An 18,305-nucleotide genomic window follows, 5' to 3' on the forward strand; every position below is an offset into this window, starting at 1 on the left:
GGGGTTATGCTTCGATATCTTAAGGCCCGGCTCCGCCATTTCCGGGTCGGCTATGCCTTCCTCAGCCCGGCCCTAAACCGCCTGCCGTTGGCCACATAATGCGCGGCCGAGGCGCGCAGCCTGGCGATTGCGGCCTCGTCGAGCATCCTGACGACGCGCGCGGGTGAGCCGACGATCAGCGAATTGTCGGGGAATTCCTTGCCTTCGGTGACCAGCGCGCCGGCGCCGACCTGCGAGTTGTTGCCGATCTTCGCGCCGTTCAGCACGATGGCGCCCATGCCGATCAGGCTGTTGTCACCGATGGTGCAGCCATGCAACAAGGCGCGATGGCCGATCGTGCAGCCTTGGCCGACGGTCAGCGGAAAGCCGGCGTCGGTGTGCATGATTGTGTGCTCCTGCACGTTTGTGTCGGCGCCGATGACGATCGGCTCGTCGTCGCCGCGGACGACGACGCCGAACCAGAAGCCGGCATTGCGGCCGATCCTGATATTGCCGATCAGCGTGGCATCGGGCGCGATCCAGTTGCTGTCGGCGTCCTCGAAGGCGGGCGCTTTTCCGTCAATCGCGTAGATCGGCATTGCTGTCTCCAGATTGTCTCACACCGACAAGCTGCCAGACCCTAGAAGCGAAGCCGCCCAGGACGCAATGGCGATCACCACCATGCCCAGCGCCAGCGCCCAGATGGTCGCCGTACAGCCGCAGGAGACCAGCCCCGGCACCGAGATGCGACGCTCGCGCCAGGCGTCCAGCGCCTCGTTGGCGAACATCAGCGGCCCGGCGCAAGCCGTCGCGGCGAGCGAGCGCAGCATGTGCTTCGACGATACATACGGCTGGACGAAGGCAAGCCTACGGCCGGCGATCAGTTCCATCGCCGATCCGGCCAGGCCGCAAGCCGTCAGCCCAGCCATAAAACTGAATATGATTTGTTCGACCGGGCCCATCTTTACCCTCCGTTTACCATGAAATCGCAAAGTCGCCTGCAAAAGCTGCGAAGCAAGAGCCGTGCCGGGCCGAGATGTGCCGCTCAGGCGCACCCGATGGACGGTAAACGAGGGTCGCGATGAAGCAGGCAGCCGCCACAGAGGGCCCGCAACTCAGCGTCGTCGATTCGACGCTGATGAAGCGAGTGTTTTATGCGTTCGCGACGCTGGCGCTGCTTTCGGTGGCGATCAGCCTTGGCGGCAAATGGTTCGGCCGCTCGATTGCCATGGCCGGGTACACCGACGACACCACGGTCCACAAGGTCGTCATCGGCAACAACGTCATCGCCGTGCCGGCCAATGTCATCCGCTTTGCCCAGGCCCGGCGCGACGGCATCGCCTCGCGACTCGACCTCTATCTGCGCTATCCCGAGATGGACGGCTACAGCGAGGCTGCCCGCAACGACTTCAACCACACCGGACCCAGCAAGGACATCGTCTTCCTGTCGTTCGAGCCGCAGATGATGTCGCGCGACATGAGCGGCCGCTTCGCGCCGATCTACAGCGCGCTGATCGCCAAGCCGGGTACGCCCGGCCCTGGCGGCACCACGCTTTACGCCTTCAGCGAAAAATCAGGCTATCTGAACGAAGTGCTGGCGGTCGCCGACCGCCCCGGCAAGGATCCGTTCGTCGCACGCTGCCTGAGCGGCCCGAGCGCGGACGAATCGCTGGCGCCCTGCGAGCGCGACATCCTGGTCGGCGACAATCTCAGCCTTACCTACCGCTTCCCCCGGGAATTCCTGGGCGACTGGCAGGGGCTCGACGCGGCGATTTCTGCCGAAGCAGCGCGTGTGCTGAAGACCGGGCGGTAAGCAACGAAACGAGCCGTTCCGTAGCGATCCTTCGCGCCCTCTCTGTCCTGCCGGACATCTCCCCACGAGGGGGGAGATCGGCCGTCATCTTGGCTTTCGCCAATCTCCAATGTTGCAGGAAGAGTGCAGCGCCGAGGCTGCCAATCTCCCCCCAGGTGGGGGAGATGGCCGGCAGGCCAGAGGAGGGCGCTGTCCCGCCGGCGTCCTGCAAGGTTCCGTACCGCCGCAGCGCTTGAGGCGTAGCGGTCAGCTAAACTCCCAACTCAGGCCAGATCGATGTCGAGGATCGCCATCGAGAAATTATAATCGCCGTCGTCCTCGTCCTTGAAGACGATGCCAAGGAACTCATCGCCGACATAGACCTCGGCCGAATCTTCCTTGCGCGGCCGCGCCTTCACTTCGAGTTTAGGGTTCTGGAAGGTGCGCTTGAAATAGGCGTCCAGCTTTCTGATTTCGTCCGGCTTCAACAGTCTTCTCCGATCGTCGCTTGCTAAAGTGCGTCGCGTCTGAAGAGACGATGCGACGCGCTTTAAATCTTGCTTCATGCATGTCGCTATCCCAAAAACCGCTGGGCAGTTTGGGCGACATGCATTGGTGAGCGCGCTTCTGGCACGTCGACAATGGCCATGTAAAGGCAAGCCGGCATGGGGGGCAGGAATTCAGCCCCTGCCCGAGCACTCAGATGTCGAAGCTGACGACGTGGTCCATCGTCTGCGATGGCAACAGCTGGTCCATCTGCCGCGAAGGCTGGTCGCAGCCGGTCTCGCCGACGACGCGGGCCGGCACGCCGGCAACCGTCTTGTTGTGCGGTACCGGCGACAGCACTACCGAGCCGGCCGCGATCTTCGAGCAATGGCCGATCTCGATGTTGCCGAGGATCTTGGCGCCGGCGCCGATCAGCACGCCGTAGCGGATCTTGGGATGGCGGTCGCCGCCGGCCTTGCCGGTGCCGCCCAGCGTCACGCCGTGCAGGATCGACACGTCGTCCTCGATCACCGCCGTCTGGCCGACGACGAGGCCGGTGGCGTGGTCGAGGAAGATGCCCTTGCCGATGCGGGCAGCCGGATTGATGTCGGTCTGGAACACCGAGGACGACCGGCTCTGCAAATACAGCGCGAAGTCCTGGCGGCCCTGGTTCCACAGCCAATGCGCCAGCCGGTGCGTTTGAATGGCGTGAAAACCCTTGAAGTAGAGCACCGGCATGATGAAGCGGTCGCATGCCGGATCACGGTCGTAATAGGCCTGGATATCGACGCGCACCGTCGTCGACCAGTCCTTGTCGTCGGCCGCCATCGCCTTGAACGTCTGGCGGATGAGGTCGGAGCCGATGTCCTGATGGGCGAGGCGCTCGGCCAGCCGGTGAATGACCGCTTCTTCCAGGTTTTCCTGATTGAGGATGGTCGAATAGAGGAACGCCGCCAGCAGCGGATCGCGGTTGACCGCTTCCATCGCTTCGTCGCGGATCGAACGCCAGATCGGATCTACCGGCTGCACCCTGGTGGGACGGGAAATCGTAACGCTGTTCATCTGATGTCTCCGGCCATCCAATGTCTCGGCCATCCAATGTCTCGGTTGGCGGCTTGCCTATTCTCCGGCCGCACCTATAAGCCAGATCATAGCACGGGTGAACTCAATTTTCCTTAGTGCTTCGTGAAATGGATTTGGTTGGCGGAATTTCAAGCAGCCATGGAAAACGCAACCTTGATGGACGAGACCCTGAAGCGCGAGCTTTCCGCGCTCTATGAGGCCGAAGATCGCCACTACCACGACCTTGGCCACATCGAGGCGATGCTGGCGCTGGCCAATGATTACAAGGCGTTGTTGCATGATCCTGAAGCAGTCGAGGCAGCGATCTGGTTTCACGACGCGATCTACGACAGCCGCGCCAAGGACAATGAGGCGAGGAGTGCCGCACTTGCCGAGGAAAAGCTCGCCGGTCGCGCCGATGCACAACGCCTCGGCCACATCGCGGCGATGATCACTGCCACCGCCGGCCACGAATTGCCGCCCCTTGGCGACCAGCATTCGGCTCGCGACGCGGCGCTGTTCCTCGACATGGACCTGGCGATCCTGGGTGCTGCGCCCGAGGCGTTCGACGCTTATGAACAGGCGGTCCGCCGCGAATATCAGTGGGTCGATGAGCCGATGTGGCGGGCCGGACGTGCCGCAGTCCTGAATGGCTTCCTCGCCCGCCCGTATATCTTCCACAGCGAGGAATTCCGCCGGCGCTTCGAAACCCAGGCCCGGCAAAACATGGCGCGCTCGCTCAAGGCGCTTGGGCACAGCCCGGGCGGATCGTAGCCCGACGCGTCGCTCGCTTGCCTGCCGGAGAGTTGCCCGAAATCAGGTAAACGCGCCGATGGTCGATGCCATTCCCCACAGCATGAACACCCCGGCCGCAAGCGACGCGCCGTTGACTACGATGCCAGCCAGACCGAGCACACGACTGTCGTTCGAACGACCGAGCGCCATCAACCCGAAAACCACGCCGGTAAGATGTGCCAATGGCCCGGCCAGAAAAAATACGGCGGCGAAGAAGCCTGTCGCACTGTTCTGGAGCAGTGGGGACGCGTCGCTCGGCATTGCTATCAATGCGGTGATCGCAATCGCCCCTGCCGCCAATGCGGCCAGCGCTAGAATAACGGATCGTTTGCCGAACGTGCTTTCCGCAACAACGCCCGGCAAAGCGGCGTCGCTTCTTCCCCATTGTGCCATCGTACCCCCTGCCCTCGTTCAGCGTGTGGCGGGTTTGAACCGATCCACGCGTCACGCTTAGTTACTCCCGTATCGTTGCAAAACCGCTAAGAAGCCCAGCTTCAGGCCGGATGGCCGCTTTTTGGGGAGCCATCCATCAGAGCGGATGCTCGGCATAAAACTCCAGCACACGCTGCTTGAACGTCTTGTCGCCGACCGCCAGCATGTGGTCGCGCCCTTCGATGTGAAACGCCCTGGCGTTGGGCATCAGGGCGGCGAGCTCATCCGGCGAGCCGCCGATGTCGTCCTTGGTGCCGACGGCGATCAGCGTCGGCTGGGCAATGCGGGCAAGGTCGGCCTCGCTCAGCAATTCGCGGGAGGTGGCGATGCAGGCGGCGAGCGCCCGGCGATCGCTGCGGGTCTGATCGGCGAAGGCGCGGAACGAGCGGCCGCGCGGATCGCTGGTGCCTGCGGGATCGTCGGCCAGAAGGGCGTCGGCTATTGGATCCCAGTCGCCGACGCCGTCGACCATGCCGATGCCGAGACCGCCGAAGACCAGCGTCGCCACCTTCTCCGGATCGGAGAGCGCCAGGAAGGCCGATATGCGCGCGCCCATCGAATAACCCATGACATGAGCGCGTTCGATGCCGAGATGGTTCAAAAGCGCTGCCGCGTCCGACGCCATTTTTGCCGGCGTGTAGTCGGCTTCGTCATAGCTCTTCGACGACGACCCATGGCCGCGATTGTCGAAGGCGATGGCACGATAGCCGGCGTCGTTCAGCGTCTTGAACCAGCCGGGCGACACCCAGTTGACGTAATGGCTCGAGGCAAAGCCGTGGATCATCAGCACCGGATCGCCCTGCCCCGATGCCGGCTGGCGGTCAAGGAAAGCAAGGTCGAAACCGTCATGGGAGAAGAACTGCATCGGCCGAAGATCCTGCCCGTTCAGTCGGAATCGACACTCGGCGCATCGCCCTTGTCGGGCGGCGGCATGGCCGGCCCCGGCGCCGTGCCGATGGCCGGATGGCGCAGCAGGTCGCCGTCCTCAAGGCCCTTTTTGGCGGCGGTGCCTGCCTTGAGCTCGAGTACGAAGCGCACCGGCTCGTCCGGCGAGATGATCGCCTCCGACTGCGGCTCGCCTTGCCTGATCGCCCGGATCCGGCCGTCCTGGCCGACGAAGACCAAGTCGAGCGGCATCGGCGTGTTCTTCATCCAGAAGCTCACATCCTGCGGCGCACCGAACACGAACAGCATGCCGTGATTGTCGGCCATGTGGCGGCGGAACATCAGGCCGGCCTCGCGCTCGGCGGGCGTGTCGGCGATTTCGACGGAAAAAGAACGCTCGCCGGCCTTCGTCACCGCGACCAGCGGCGCCGGGTCGACGGGAAGGATCATCGCCTTGCCGTCGGCGGAACTCGGTTGCTGAAAATAGAAGAACGCACTTGCGGCGACGATGAGGAAAATCCCGGCGCAGAGCGCGCCCGCCGTCAGCCGGTTCCTGTGAGCCATATGAAATCCTCGGCCGGAACTAATGCGAGACCGGCAAGGTACCCATATCGGGGTGAATTTCGGCAGCCATAAGGCCTTTGTCGCCGCGTCCGAAGCGGACCAGCACCACCTGGCCCGGCCGGAGTTCGGTGATGCCGTAGCGGCGCAGCGTCTCCATGTGGACGAAAATGTCCTCGGTGCCCTCGCCCCGGGTCAGAAAGCCGAACCCTTTGGTGCGGTTGAACCATTTGACCAGCGCCCGTTCGAGGCCGCTTTCCGGCGTCACCGCGACATGGGTGCGCTGCTCCTGCATCTCCGCCGGATGCACCGCGGTGGTGACATCCATCGAGAGCACGCGCAAGGCCTGCAGCCCGCGCTCGCCCTGCTTGACCAGGCAGACGACACGGGCGCCTTCCAGGGCGGACTGAAAACCGTCCTTTCGAAGGCATGTCACATGGAGGAGGATATCGCCCGAAGAACCATCATCGGGAAGGATGAAACCGTAGCCCTTGGCCACGTCGAACCATTTGATGGCGCCGGCGATTTCGACGAGATCGGCCGTATCGGCGCTCTCATCCCGCTTCAACGCATCGTTACCGGCCCCGTCCCGCCCCATGAAAGAGGCCTTTTCCCCCATAAGAACGCCCCCTTTTTTCAACAAACACCGCAACTGATTCTTGACGCCAGATTAACACCGCGGCTTCCGGTGTGTGCAAGACCTGACGTGCCTTTTTTCACGGTTCCGTACAGGAATAGCGGATTTGTCGTTTGCCGGCGCCGGCAAGCGTGGCCAATTGCCCTTTGGCCGGGCCGCCCCTATGTTGCGCCGCAACGCAACATAAAGAGGAAATCATGCGCTATCTGCACACCATGGTCCGCGTCGCCGACATCGATGCTTCGCTCGATTTCTACTGCAACAAGCTTGGCCTCAAGGAAGTGCGCCGCCACGAAAACGAGCAAGGCCGCTACACGCTGATCTTCCTCGCCGCCCCCGAAGACGAGCAAAGCGGCATCAGCGAGAAAGCGCCGCTGGTCGAGCTGACCTACAATTGGGACCCGGAAGACTACAAGGGCGGCCGCAATTTCGGCCATCTCGCCTATGAGGTCGACGACATCTACGCCACCTGTCAGCGGCTGATGGACAATGGCGTTACCATCAACCGGCCGCCGCGCGACGGCAACATGGCGTTCGTCAAATCGCCGGACGGCATCTCGATCGAGCTGTTGCAGAAAGGTCCGGCCAAGCCGAAGGCCGAGCCGTGGGCGTCGATGCCGAACACCGGCAGCTGGTAACCGATCACGCCATCTTGAACGGACGCAGGCGGGCCCTGGTTCGGTTTTCGCGTCCGCATTCCCAAGGAGAATTCATTCATGCCGGCCAGCCATGTCGACGTCGCCACCGAACATGCCAGCCGCTATCTGCAGCAGCTGTGCAAACATTGGGCGCACAAGTTTCCCGTCGAATTCGACCCGAACCACGGCACCATCGATCTGACGCTCGGCCGCACGGTTCTCGATGCCGACCCGGCTGCGCTGCACATTGCGGTGACGACCGATGAAGCCGGGTCGCTCGAGCGCCTGGAAACGGTCGTCGCCGAGCACATCAAGCGCTTCGCCTTCCGTGAAGAGCTGGCATTCGACTGGAAACGCGCTCCGACCGCGTAGACGACCTGTCAACCGCCGGCCTTGGCCATGTCCAGCAGCATCAGCACGGTGCGCCAATTGCGCGCCGTGCCCGGCACCTTCAGAACGCGCGGAATTAGATTGGCAAACACCGATTTGCCGAGCCCGTCAGGCGCATGCAGGTAGAGCACGTCGCCCTTGATCTCGAAGCGTTCTGGCCCGGTGCATTTTTCCGCCAGCCTGGCGACCTCTTCGGCGGTCGGCCGGCGCTCCAGCGCATAGGCATGCAGCTTGGTCGGCTCGCCGGCCACTTCCGGGTAGGGATTGTCCGCCGCCAGCCGCTCGAGCCAGCCGTGATCGCGCACCATGATGCGCGAATGGAACCCCCATTTCTTCTCGAATTCCGCTTCCAACCGCTTGGTCAGCGTCGCCGCATCGCCATCTGGCGACCGGAACACGGCGTTGCCGCTCTGCACATAGGTGGCGACATCGGAGAAGCCGAGCTGCTCCAAAAATGACCTGAGTTCCGCCATCTTGACGATGCGGTTGCCGCCGACATTGATGCCGGAAAACAGCGCGATAAAAACCTTCGCCGGAGCGTTCGGAAGATCGTTGCTGCTCATATGATGAACCCGGCGAGCGTCTCGTTGTCCGTGATGTCCTGGTAATGGACGCTCTCGGCGTCGAAATTCGCCTTGAGCAGGTCGAAATTGCGGCGGTCCTTGGTTTCGATGCCGATCAGCACCGAACCGAAATTGCGCGCCGATTTCTTCAGATATTCGAAGCGGGCGATGTCGTCGTCGGGACCCAGCAATTCGAGGAAATCGCGCAGCGCGCCGGGCCGTTGCGGAAAGCGGATGATGAAGTATTTCTTCAAGCCCTCGAAGCGCAGCGCCCGTTCCTTCACATCCGGCAGCCGCTCGAAATCGAAATTGCCGCCCGACACCACGGCGACGATGGTCTTGCCCCTGATTTCCTTCCTGGAAAAATCCTTGAGCGCATCGATCGCCAGCGCGCCGGCCGGCTCGAGCACGACGCCTTCGACATTGAGCATTTCGATCATGGTTGCGCAGAGCCGGTTTTCCGGGATCAGCCGCACGGTGTCGGCGGCAAACTCCTTCAGGTGGCGCAACGGCTCGCGGCCGATCTCGGCCACTGCTGCGCCGTCGACGAAATTGTCGACCTTGGCGAGCTTGATCCGCTTTCCGGCGGCAAGGCTATCGCTCAAACTCGGGGCGCCGGCCGGCTCGCAAAAGACGAAGCGCGTTTCGCGGTGCTGGTCAGCGAAATAATGGGTGACACCGGCGGCCAGGCCGCCGCCGCCGACCGGCAGCATGACGATATCAGCCATGCGCGCGCCGGGCATCTGGCCTGATATCTCATAGGCGACGGTCGCCTGCCCTTCGATGATGTCCTTATGGTCGAACGGCGGCACCATGTGGGCGCCGGCAGTTTCGGTGAATTCAAGTGCCGCGCGATAGCAGTCGTCGAAGAAATCGCCGACCAGCCTGATCTCGACGAATTCGCCGCCGAACAGCCGCGTCTTGTCGATCTTCTGCTGCGGCGTCGTCACCGGCATGAAGACGACGCCCTTCTTGCCGAAATGGCGGCAGACGAAGGCAAAGCCCTGCGCATGATTGCCGGCCGAAGCGCAGACGAACAGCTCGGCAGCGTTGCCGGCGGCGAGCGTCTTGCGGAAGAAGTTGAAGGCGCCGCGGATCTTGTAGGAGCGCACCGGCGTCAGGTCCTCGCGCTTCAGCAGCACCCGCGCGCCGGTCTTCTTCGACAGATAGTCGTTTTCCTGCAGCGGCGTCTCCGGAAAAATCTCGCGGATCGCCGCAGCGGCAGCGGCGACGCGAGAGGAGAAACTGGTCATGGCTGGAGCACCCCACAGGCTAGGCGAGTTCGGTCCCGCTATTGCATATCTGGCCTCGTGAAGCCATTGTCCGGCCGCCCCGAAGGGGCATTTCCGGAATCAACGTAAGCATTTGGGGGCGTTTGCTCATGCCTGTCGCATCGGTTGCCCGGAAAACCGTGTCGCTGCCGGAATTCGGCGAGCCGACGGTGATGCCGCTGGTTACGCGCGCCACCTATGAGGCCCGCATCGCGGCACTGGTCGCACTTGGCGGGTTCGATGCCTTCGTCGTCTATGGCGACCGCGAACATGCGGCCAATGTCGCCTACCTCTGCGGCTACGATCCGCGCTTCGAGGAGACGCTGCTGGTCATCGTTCCCGGCAAGCCGCCGAAACTGCTGGTCGGCAATGAGGGCTGGGGCTATGCCGAGATCTGCGACGGGCCGTACGAGCGCGTGCTCTACCAGACGTTTTCGCTGCCGGCGCAGCCGCGCGACCGCTCGCAAGCGCTGGCCGACATCCTCGTCGATTGCGGCCTGAAAGCCGGCCAGCGCATCGGCGCCATCGGCTGGAAGCCGTTCGGCCCCGGCGATGCGGGCTTTGGCGAAACGACGCTCGACCTGCCGTCATTCATCGCCGACACGCTGCGTACCCTTGCCGGCGATAGTGGCACGGTCGTCAACGCGGCGAACCTTTTGATGAAGCCCGCCGACGGCCTGCGCGCCATCAATGAGGCCGACCAACTGGCCGCGTTCGAATTCGCCGCGACCTATTCCTCGCAAGGCCTGCGCAATGTCCTGCAAGGCATCGAACCCGGCATGACCGAATTGCAGGCGGCGCGGCTGATGGGCATCAACGGCCTGCCGCAATGCTGTCACCCGATGCTGTCGGCCGGCAAGCGTGCGGCCTATGGCCTGCCGAGCCCGCGCCTCGACATCATCAAGCGCGGCGACCCGATCACCATGGCCTATGGCATCCAGGGCTCGCTCAATGCCCGCGCCGGTTTTCTGGTCGAGGACGCGGCCGAGCTTCCGAGGGGCATCCAGGACTATGTCGAGAAGCTGGTCGCGCCCTATTTCTGCGCCGTCGTCGACTGGTACGAGACGGTCGGCATCGGCGTTCCCGGCGGCGCGTTGTGGCAAGCGGTGCACGACCGCATCGGCGATCGGTTCTTCGGCGTAGCGCTCAACCCCGGCCATCTCATCCATATCGACGAATGGATGCATTCGCCGGTATTTTCCGGCTCCGACATCAGATTGAAGTCGGGCATGGCCTTGCAGGTCGACATCATCCCGGCGACCGGCACCGATTATTTCACCACAAACATCGAGGACGGCATCGCGCTGGCCGACGAGGCGCTGCGCGAAGAGATCGCGGCGCGCGATCCCGAAGCCTGGCGCCGCATCGAGGCGCGCCGCGCCTTCATGACCGACGTGCTCGGCATAAGGCTGAAGCCGGAAGTGCTGCCGTTTTCCAACATTCCGGCCTTCCTGCCGCCGTTCTGGCTTTCGCGCAACAGTGCGATGGCAGTCGCGGGGCGCTGAGCGCATTTCGGGCGCCTGCGACTTACTTCCGCCGCACTTCGCCTGTCCGGGAGGTGCGGCGGAGGTGGATGGGCCTTTGGTCAGGCCGGAGTGGAATTGCTTAAGTGCCCTTGAAGACGATTTGCATCATTCTCATTGCCGCGCTGCTCGCCGGCTGCGGCGGCCGCCAAACCGAGGAACTGCTCGGCAGCGCCATGATGGCGGTGCCGGTGACGGAAATCGCCGGCAACCACTCGATCTTCATCGCAACCACGCGCAAGCGCTCCGACGATCCCGACAAGGTCTTCGACGGCGAGCGCTCGGCGACGCTGAACTATGCCCGCGTCAACGTCACCGTCCCCGGCATCCACAAGACAGGCCAGATCGAGCGGCGCTCGCGCGGCAAGTCGGACGATCCGGCCAAATACTTCATGGCTTCCGAGGTCGTCGGCTACGACACCCAGCCGAAATTCTCCAGCGCGCTCAGCGCCGACATCGCGGCGCGCGGCGGCCGTGTCATGGTCTTCGTCCACGGCTACAACACCGGCTTCGACGACGCCGTCTACCGCGTCACCCAGATCACCCATGATTCCGGCTATCCGGGCACGCCGGTGCTGTTTTCCTGGGCGTCGGGCGCCAAGACCACCGACTATGTCTACGACAAGGAAAGCGCCAGCGTTGCCCGCGACCAGCTCGAAGTGACGCTGAGAATGCTGGCGCAGACCGGCGCGCGGCGCATCGACATCGTCGCCCATTCGCTGGGGACCTGGGTTACCATGGAGGCGCTGCGCCAGCTCGCCATTACCGGCGACCGCGACCTCGGCGGCAAGCTCGGCGACGTCGTGCTGGCCTCGCCCGACATCGACGTCGACGTGTTCAAGAGCCAGATGCGCCGCTACGGCAAGCCGAACAAGCCGTTCATCCTGCTGCTCTCCGACGACGACCGGGCGCTGCGGCTCTCCGGCCTGATAGCCGGCGCGCGGCCGCGCGTTGGCGACTACAAGGACGCCGCCGACCTCGCCAGCTATGGCGTGTCGGTCGTCGATCTCTCCAGCGTCAAGGGAGCCGACCGCTTCAACCACACCAAATTCGCCGACAATCCGGAATTGGTGCAGTTGATCGGCCAGAAGCTGCGCGAGGATGACGGGTTTGCCAGCGACCGCGAGGTGACCGACCGCATCGCCTCGGTCGGACAATAGCTGCATTGCGCGGCAGTGATTGTTGACCATTGCCGCACCATCGGAACAGTTTGAACTGGACCGTGCCGGCCTCTGTCTCTATCGAATAGGCCAAGACGTCTCCGGCTCGACGTCGCCTTTGCGGGAGCCCGCGTGACCGTGCCTTCGAAGATCTTTCTCGTCGTTGCGTTCGCGCTCGCGCTGGCAAGCTGCGCCGGCCAGAACACGCACGACTTGCTCAACAAGACGACAATCACCGTGCCTGCTTCCGACATTGCCGCGACGCACAAGATCTTCGTCGCCACAACCCGGCAAAAGGCAATGAAAGAGCCCCGGCAGGTGTTCGACGGCGACCGTTCGCCGACCACCAGCTTTGCCAGCGTCGAGGTGACGGTGCCCAAAATCCACCAGCTCGGCGCCATCGAGCGGGTCAAGGGCTCGGCCAACAGCAATCCGGCGAAGGATTTCACGGCGACCGGCGTCACCTTCTACGAAGGCGTGCCGCAATTCGCCAAGGCGGTCGGCGCCGACATCGCTATGCGCGGCGACCGCGCGCTGGTTTTCGTGCATGGCTTCAACAACGGCTTCGACGACGGTATCTACCGGCTGACGCAGATCGCGCACGACACGAAATATCCGGGCACGCCGGTGCTGTTTTCGTGGGCGTCGAGCGGCAAGACGACCGGCTACATCTACGACAAGGAAAGCGCCAATGCGGCGCGCGACGATCTCGAAGCGACGCTGCGCATGCTCGCCAGGAGCCGCGCCAAGAGCATCGACATCATTGCCCATTCGATGGGGACCTGGGTGACCATGGAAGCATTGCGCCAGCTTGCCATCACCGGCGACCGCGACCTCGGCGGCAAGCTCGGCTACGTCATCCTGGCCTCTCCCGACATCGACGTCGACGTGTTCAAGAAGCAGATGATCCGCTACGGCAAGCCCGACAAGCCGTTCGCCGTGCTGCTGTCGGGCGACGACCGGGCGCTCAGGCTGTCGACCCTGATCTCCGGCGACAAGCCGCGCGTCGGCGACTATGGCGACGCGGCCGACCTCGCCAGCTATGGCGTCTCGGTGGTCGACCTGACCAAGACCAAGGGCGGCGACCGGCTGAACCACGCCAAATTCGCCGACAACCCGTTCCTGGTGCAGCTGCTCGGCGACCGCCTGCGCGCCCCGGCCGGCCTTGCCTCCGAAGAGACCGCGCCGGCCCAGCTCGACAATCTCGGCCAGGGCCTCGGCAAGGCCGTCGGTTCGGTCGCCGAAATCGTCATCACCACGCCGTTCAAGGTGCTGACCATCGCCACCGGCGGGTGAGCCAACCTCTGCTGCCAATCACGCCGGTAATTGGCAGCTGTCAACAAAAACGCTCTGCAGCGATCCTTCGCGCCCCCCTCTGTCCTGCCGGACATCTCCCCCTCTAGTGGGGAGATTGGCCGCCACTTTCGGCTTTCGCCAATCTCCATCTTTGACGAACAAGGCGCTGTCAACGAAACTGCCAATCTCCCCCCTTGAGGGGGAGATGTCCGGCAGGACAGAGGGGGGCGCTGTCCCTCCAGCGTTCAGTGATTCTTCAGACGAACAGATCGACCTTCTGAAAAGTCGTCACGTCGATAAGGCCGACGTCGGAAATTCTGAGCTCGGGGATGACGACCAGCGCCAGCAGCGAGTGCTGCATGTAGGCGTTGTTGAGCGAGCAGCCCATCTGGCGCATGGCGTCGCTGAGTTGGTCCGCCTTTGCGGCGACGATTTCGGCTCGCTCGTCCGACATCAGCCCGGCGATCGGCATCTCGACCAGCGCCAGCTCCTTGCCCTTGGAGAACAGCACGACGCCGCCGCCGACCTCGCCCAGCCGGTTCACGGCCAGAGCCATATCCTGCTTGTTGGTGCCGACGACGATAATGTGGTGGGCATCGTGGGCCACGCTCGACGCCATGGCGCAGTCGCCGATATAGCCGAAGCCGGAGACGAAGGCGTTGGTGACGCCGCCGGTGCCCTTGTGGCGCTCGACCAGCGCGATCTGGCAGACATCGTTGCGGCGATCCATGGCGACCAGCCCGTCCTCGACGGCAAGATCGGCCTCCAGCGCCCGCGTCGGCGCCTGGTTTTCGATGACGCCGATGACGCGCACCCGCACCTCGTTGGCGCCCATGGGTGCCGCGATGTCGAAATCGCCTGCCTTGAGCTTCCTGCCGAGCTTGACGGTGTTCTTCGCCGTCCGCGGATAATTGTAGGCCGGAATGTCAATTTCGAGCTTGCCGCCCTTGGCCAGCCTGACGCCGCGGCCATAGACCTCGTCGATGGTCATTTCGGCCAGGTCGGAGATGATCAGCAGATCGGCGAGCCGCCCCGGCGCGATCGAGCCGATCTCGCGCTCCAGCCGGAAATGCTGGGCGGTGTTGAGCGTCGCCATCTGGATCGCCGTCACCGGCTTCAAGCCCTGGCTGATGGCGTGGCGCACGACCCGGTCCATATGGCCTTCGTGCACCAGCGTACCGGAATGGCTGTCGTCGGTGCACAGGACGAAATTGCGCGGGTCGAGGCCGCTCTCGGTCACCGCCTTGATCTGCGAGGCCACGTCGTACCAGGCCGAGCCCAGCCGCAGCATTGCCTTCATGCCCTGGCGGACGCGCGCGATGGCGTCCTCGGCGCGCGTGCCTTCGTGGTCGTCCTCGGGGCCGCCGGCGACGTAGCCGTGGAACGGCAGGCCGAGATCGCGCGAGGCATAATGCCCGCCGACCGTCTTGCCGGCCCTCACCGTCGCCGCGATCTCGCCCGACATCACCGGATCATTGGCGGCGACGCCCGGAAAATTCATCACCTCGCCGAGCCCGATGATGTTTTCCCAGGTCATCGCTTCGGCAACGTCGGCGACGGTCAGCTCGGCGCCGGCATGCTCCAGCCCCGGGGCGGAGGGCACGCAGGACGGCATCTGCACGAGCACGTTTACCGGCATGGCGACGGCCTCGTCATGCATCAGCCGCACGCCCGGCAGGCCGAGCACGTTGGCGATCTCATGCGGATCGATGAACATCGAAGTTGTGCCATGCGGGATCACCGCGCGGCAGAATTCCGTCACCGTCACCATGCCGCTCTCGACATGCATATGCGCGTCGCAAAGCCCCGGCACCAGATAGCGGCCGCCGGCATCGACCACCTTGGTGCCTTGGCCGATGGCATGGCCGGCGTTCGGCCCGCAATAGGCAAAGCGGCCGCCGGCAATGGCGATGTCGGTGCCGGCGATGATCTCGCCCGAATGGACGTTGACCCAGCGCCCGTTGCGGATGACGAGATCGGCGGGTTTGCGGCCCATAGCGACATCGACCAGATGCGTCGCCATCTCGGCCCAGGGTTTTGGTTTCGTCGCACTGGCGGTCTTCGGCATCAACAGGCTCCTCTTTGCCCGACTGTGCCAAGCCGCGAGGATTTTGACCAGCGAGGAAGTAGGCGCGGACGACGAAGTTGCAGATCTCCCCCTCGAGGGGGAGATGTCGCCGAAGGCGACAGAGGGGGTCGGGACGTCCTGACGCGAACCTTTACCGCGAACAAAACAGGCTGGCGCTCGATGCGCGACGACCCCCTCTGGCCTGCCGGCCATCTCCCCCTCAAGGAGGGAGATCGATGCGCCATGGCTTTCGCCAATCGCCAAGGGCATTTTGTGCCGGCCGCAGCGACTTTGTTCTTGCTTTGTGCCGGCAGCTATGCTACTAATTTGGGTATGGTGCCAATTGGCTCCAACGACCCGTCCTCCCGAGGCGGGTTTTTTGTTATTACGCCATTCACGGCAAAATGGCCCAGGCGGAATACGATTCCGTTGCGGCCAATCAGCTTTCGTCTCGTTATAGGATCCTTCTGAATCGACGGTCGCGGAGTTCGACGCACTCGTTCGAAGCCTTCGGCCGGTTCAATCAATTCGATCCCGAACTGTCACTTCTTGCTCGGATCGTCCGCCGGGTTGACGTAGGTGATCTTGAATGGCCCCTCGCCATGAACCTGGATAATCGTATCGCTTGTCGTCCAGGCGAAGTGATTCATTCCGGCCGGCGCGACGCCGAAGCCGCCAGCAGTCAATTCGACACCTTTCGCCTCGTCGAGCTTATCGCCCATTCCAATATGGAAGTTGCCGGAAAGCACCGTTACGTATTCCGTGGTGGGATGATTATGTGCGGCAATTTTGTAGCCGGCGGGTGTCTTCAACCGCAGCACATAGGCGCCCTCCTTTGAGGGATCTCCAGCGACAACAGCCATTTCCGCGCCAGCGGGAATGACAGCTGGAGCAGGACCCCATTTGATGTCTTTGGCGTTCATCGGCATCTCATCGGCAAACAGAGGCGCCGTCCCAACAAGCAGCAGTGCCAGGGCAGAGGCAAGCTTGAGCATGACAATCTCCCAGTGTCTGTAGAGGACGGCGTCGAGTATCGGCGCGCCGATCCACTTGCCACTTCGAGCCTATCAGGGCAGAGCGCCCGAACGCATCCTGCGAACGGGGGACGCGCATTCGCGGTAGCCGCGGAAGCTGCCGCTAAAAACATTTCCAGGTGAAACGATTTTGTTTGTATCACTGTAGATGATCGGCCTCGCTAGCTTCCAGTGCCAGATTTGTCTACGGCAGAAGACGGCTTGACGGCCCCTGCCCGGCATCTGAAAAGGACTGGCCTGCGGACGTGGCGGAATTGGTAGACGCAAGGGACTTAAAATCCCTCCCAGTCCTTTGCACCCTCGCAACTAAGCCCTCAACGCCTTGTAATTCCCCGGTTTGCGCCGGGGTTTTGCATTTCATTTTAACCCCTCCACTCGTGCAACGGATTGTGTGGGAACCCGCCGTTGTGGGAAATCGTGTGGGAAAAGTACGGGAGGCTCATAGGCAAGCCCACCTGTTCGTTCGAAGAGGCTGTCATACAGGCCGATCCCTACTACTCAAGGCTGCTTCTCGACGTCTACAAGTTGGCTGCCTGATGGCCGAGAACCGAACGGGCGTCCACATCCTCGCCAACCGAGCTGGTCTCTCCTACGGGGACATCGGATAGCCCATCTTTGGGACGCTGCCGCGATCCTAGGGCGCTACAAGATACCGCATAAATCCCATCCCTTGGGTCGCGGACATTACGGCCAAATCAATCGGAGCTTCGTGAATTTGGTCTAGAGGCGCGCCATGCCGGAAAGGATGCGCCGAGTGAACCCAGGCCTTGAACATTTCCATAGCGCGATCGACCTTGTCTTTCGCCTCACCATAGTTCGAATGTCTGGCCATCAAGATTGGCTTTAGGTGCGCATCGATTGATTGCGCGTTCAGCCTGTTGACGTTTGGTTGGTTGACCACCACCAAGAAGGCGCTTTCAACGGCCTCAAATATCCCCCTGATTAGTGCCTTGCCGCTTTGGCGACCGGGGCCCAAATGGGAAAGGGCCTCGTCGAGAGTGTGGCTTGCGGCGGCAAAGCGTGGCTGTCCCAGTCCTGCGAGCGCTGCTTCGGAAACGTGGGCAAATTCTTCGTCCACCAAATAGTGAACCCCGAAGGCGTCGTCTATCCGGTAGTGAAGACCCTCCTCAGAAATGATCTGACGTGCGGCGACCAATGCCCGTTTTTGGTTCAACTCACCCTGTGATTTGGCCATTCTGAGGGCAATCGTTATGGCGCTCAGCACGTCGGTTATTTCGGCCATCATCCAAAATTCGTTGTGATGAGCTCCATATACGCCCGACGGGTAGTCAACGCCAAGGTGCCGCACAACAGCAGTAGCGAAAGGGCCTTGTTGGTCTGGGCTCAAGAAATCCTGGAAGAATACATAGAAGCGACGGCGCGCCCTTGCGCTGTCAGGCAGCGGACCGGGTTCCCTGACGTAGTTTCGACGAAACAAGGCTCCTTCCACAGGGGGGAGTGCCATGACCAAGCTCCCAATCTAATTCGCTCAGCAACCTCTAGTATTTGTGGATCGCCGTGCCGATAGCTAATCCACTTCTCCCACCGAAATGTTTGGTGAAAAAATCCGCGCGGGTGATCGGATAACTGGCTCGCGCGAAGACCCCCCGTGCCCCCCCGCTCGGGTCTCCTTCCGTCCCACAATCATTCCCACAACACGGCAGATTGTCGAATGATTTCAATGGGCAAACAAGATAATGTATCTCTTATCGCCATGAGGGGCACATAGCGGT

Annotated in this window: 20 protein-coding genes; 7 read left to right on the top strand and 13 right to left on the bottom strand. The window is 62.8% G+C overall.

Annotated elements, in window-relative coordinates:
• Nucleotides 1-50: 50 nt before the first annotated feature.
• Complete coding sequence (locus NKJ23_RS26310; protein ID WP_352683365.1) at nucleotides 51-578, bottom strand: gamma carbonic anhydrase family protein; 528 nt, start codon at nucleotides 576-578, stop codon at nucleotides 51-53.
• A gap of 18 nt (nucleotides 579-596) precedes the next feature.
• Nucleotides 597-941: a DUF6949 family protein gene (locus NKJ23_RS26315; protein WP_352683367.1), complete on the bottom strand. Its 345-nt coding sequence runs from the start codon at nucleotides 939-941 to the stop codon at nucleotides 597-599.
• 119 nt (nucleotides 942-1,060) lie between these two features.
• Between NKJ23_RS26315 and NKJ23_RS26320 the strand changes: the two genes are divergently transcribed.
• A complete protein-coding gene (locus NKJ23_RS26320) occupies nucleotides 1,061-1,792 on the top strand; it encodes a hypothetical protein (protein WP_352683369.1) in 732 nt (243 codons plus the stop codon).
• Nucleotides 1,793-2,055: 263 nt separating this feature from the next.
• On the opposite strand, the gene NKJ23_RS26325 is transcribed toward NKJ23_RS26320, so the two are convergent.
• Nucleotides 2,056-2,259 (bottom strand): DUF3126 family protein, encoded by a 204-nt coding sequence (locus NKJ23_RS26325; RefSeq protein ID WP_023674799.1) that lies wholly within the window; start codon nucleotides 2,257-2,259, stop codon nucleotides 2,056-2,058.
• A gap of 211 nt (nucleotides 2,260-2,470) precedes the next feature.
• Complete coding sequence (gene cysE, locus NKJ23_RS26330; RefSeq protein ID WP_023717455.1) at nucleotides 2,471-3,319, bottom strand: serine O-acetyltransferase; 849 nt, start codon at nucleotides 3,317-3,319, stop codon at nucleotides 2,471-2,473.
• A 159-nt stretch (nucleotides 3,320-3,478) separates the two neighbouring features.
• Here cysE and NKJ23_RS26335 point away from each other — a divergent pair, with 159 nt between their 5' ends.
• Nucleotides 3,479-4,093, top strand: coding sequence for an HD domain-containing protein (locus tag NKJ23_RS26335; protein ID WP_352683371.1), 615 nt, complete (start codon nucleotides 3,479-3,481; stop codon nucleotides 4,091-4,093).
• A gap of 42 nt (nucleotides 4,094-4,135) precedes the next feature.
• Here the strand turns inward: NKJ23_RS26335 and NKJ23_RS26340 are convergent, their stop codons facing one another.
• The 4 genes from NKJ23_RS26340 to NKJ23_RS26355 form a co-directional block, all read right to left on the bottom strand.
• The gene (locus NKJ23_RS26340; RefSeq protein WP_352683373.1) at nucleotides 4,136-4,507 is read right to left on the bottom strand and encodes a hypothetical protein; all 372 of its coding nucleotides are present in this window, start codon (nucleotides 4,505-4,507) and stop codon (nucleotides 4,136-4,138) included.
• Nucleotides 4,508-4,643: 136 nt separating this feature from the next.
• Complete coding sequence (locus NKJ23_RS26345) at nucleotides 4,644-5,411, bottom strand: alpha/beta fold hydrolase (RefSeq protein WP_352683375.1); 768 nt, start codon at nucleotides 5,409-5,411, stop codon at nucleotides 4,644-4,646.
• A gap of 20 nt (nucleotides 5,412-5,431) precedes the next feature.
• Entirely contained in the window at nucleotides 5,432-5,995 is a 564-nt protein-coding gene (locus NKJ23_RS26350) for a DUF192 domain-containing protein (protein ID WP_352683377.1), read from the bottom strand.
• Nucleotides 5,996-6,014: 19 nt separating this feature from the next.
• A complete protein-coding gene (locus NKJ23_RS26355; protein WP_502902570.1) occupies nucleotides 6,015-6,611 on the bottom strand; it encodes a cold-shock protein in 597 nt (198 codons plus the stop codon).
• A 215-nt stretch (nucleotides 6,612-6,826) separates the two neighbouring features.
• Between NKJ23_RS26355 and gloA the strand changes: the two genes are divergently transcribed.
• Together gloA and NKJ23_RS26365 are read left to right on the top strand one after the other, a co-directional pair.
• The gene (gene gloA / locus NKJ23_RS26360) at nucleotides 6,827-7,267 is read left to right on the top strand and encodes a lactoylglutathione lyase (RefSeq protein ID WP_023674793.1); all 441 of its coding nucleotides are present in this window, start codon (nucleotides 6,827-6,829) and stop codon (nucleotides 7,265-7,267) included.
• A gap of 78 nt (nucleotides 7,268-7,345) precedes the next feature.
• Nucleotides 7,346-7,639, top strand: a complete 294-nt coding sequence (locus NKJ23_RS26365; RefSeq protein WP_352472739.1) for a DUF2218 domain-containing protein — start codon at nucleotides 7,346-7,348, stop codon at nucleotides 7,637-7,639.
• An 8-nt stretch (nucleotides 7,640-7,647) separates the two neighbouring features.
• Here the strand turns inward: NKJ23_RS26365 and NKJ23_RS26370 are convergent, their stop codons facing one another.
• Together NKJ23_RS26370 and ilvA are read right to left on the bottom strand one after the other, a co-directional pair.
• Nucleotides 7,648-8,220, bottom strand: coding sequence for a DUF1697 domain-containing protein (locus NKJ23_RS26370; protein WP_352683382.1), 573 nt, complete (start codon nucleotides 8,218-8,220; stop codon nucleotides 7,648-7,650).
• Nucleotides 8,217-9,473 carry a threonine ammonia-lyase IlvA gene (ilvA, locus tag NKJ23_RS26375; RefSeq protein WP_352683384.1) on the bottom strand — a complete coding sequence of 419 codons (1,257 nt, stop codon included), beginning with the start codon at nucleotides 9,471-9,473 and terminating at the stop codon, nucleotides 8,217-8,219. The genes NKJ23_RS26370 and ilvA overlap by 4 nt, the downstream gene beginning before the upstream one ends.
• Nucleotides 9,474-9,601: 128 nt before the next feature.
• Between ilvA and NKJ23_RS26380 the strand changes: the two genes are divergently transcribed.
• From NKJ23_RS26380 to NKJ23_RS26390, 3 genes are all read left to right on the top strand, one after another.
• Nucleotides 9,602-10,996: a hypothetical protein gene (locus tag NKJ23_RS26380; protein WP_352683386.1), complete on the top strand. Its 1,395-nt coding sequence runs from the start codon at nucleotides 9,602-9,604 to the stop codon at nucleotides 10,994-10,996.
• A 104-nt stretch (nucleotides 10,997-11,100) separates the two neighbouring features.
• The gene (locus NKJ23_RS26385; RefSeq protein WP_023674783.1) at nucleotides 11,101-12,174 is read left to right on the top strand and encodes an alpha/beta hydrolase; all 1,074 of its coding nucleotides are present in this window, start codon (nucleotides 11,101-11,103) and stop codon (nucleotides 12,172-12,174) included.
• 132 nt (nucleotides 12,175-12,306) lie between these two features.
• Nucleotides 12,307-13,470, top strand: a complete 1,164-nt coding sequence (locus NKJ23_RS26390) for an alpha/beta hydrolase (protein WP_352683389.1) — start codon at nucleotides 12,307-12,309, stop codon at nucleotides 13,468-13,470.
• A gap of 256 nt (nucleotides 13,471-13,726) precedes the next feature.
• On the opposite strand, the gene ade is transcribed toward NKJ23_RS26390, so the two are convergent.
• The 3 genes from ade to NKJ23_RS26405 form a co-directional block, all read right to left on the bottom strand.
• Nucleotides 13,727-15,538 carry an adenine deaminase gene (gene ade, locus NKJ23_RS26395; protein ID WP_352683391.1) on the bottom strand — a complete coding sequence of 604 codons (1,812 nt, stop codon included), beginning with the start codon at nucleotides 15,536-15,538 and terminating at the stop codon, nucleotides 13,727-13,729.
• 542 nt (nucleotides 15,539-16,080) lie between these two features.
• A complete protein-coding gene (locus NKJ23_RS26400; protein ID WP_352593811.1) occupies nucleotides 16,081-16,533 on the bottom strand; it encodes a cupin domain-containing protein in 453 nt (150 codons plus the stop codon).
• 673 nt (nucleotides 16,534-17,206) lie between these two features.
• Entirely contained in the window at nucleotides 17,207-18,037 is an 831-nt protein-coding gene (locus tag NKJ23_RS26405; protein WP_352683393.1) for a hypothetical protein, read from the bottom strand.
• Nucleotides 18,038-18,305: the final 268 nt, after the last annotated feature.

It is taken from the genome of Mesorhizobium sp. M0184 (genome assembly GCF_040322215.1).
Taxonomy (GTDB): domain Bacteria; phylum Pseudomonadota; class Alphaproteobacteria; order Rhizobiales; family Rhizobiaceae; genus Mesorhizobium.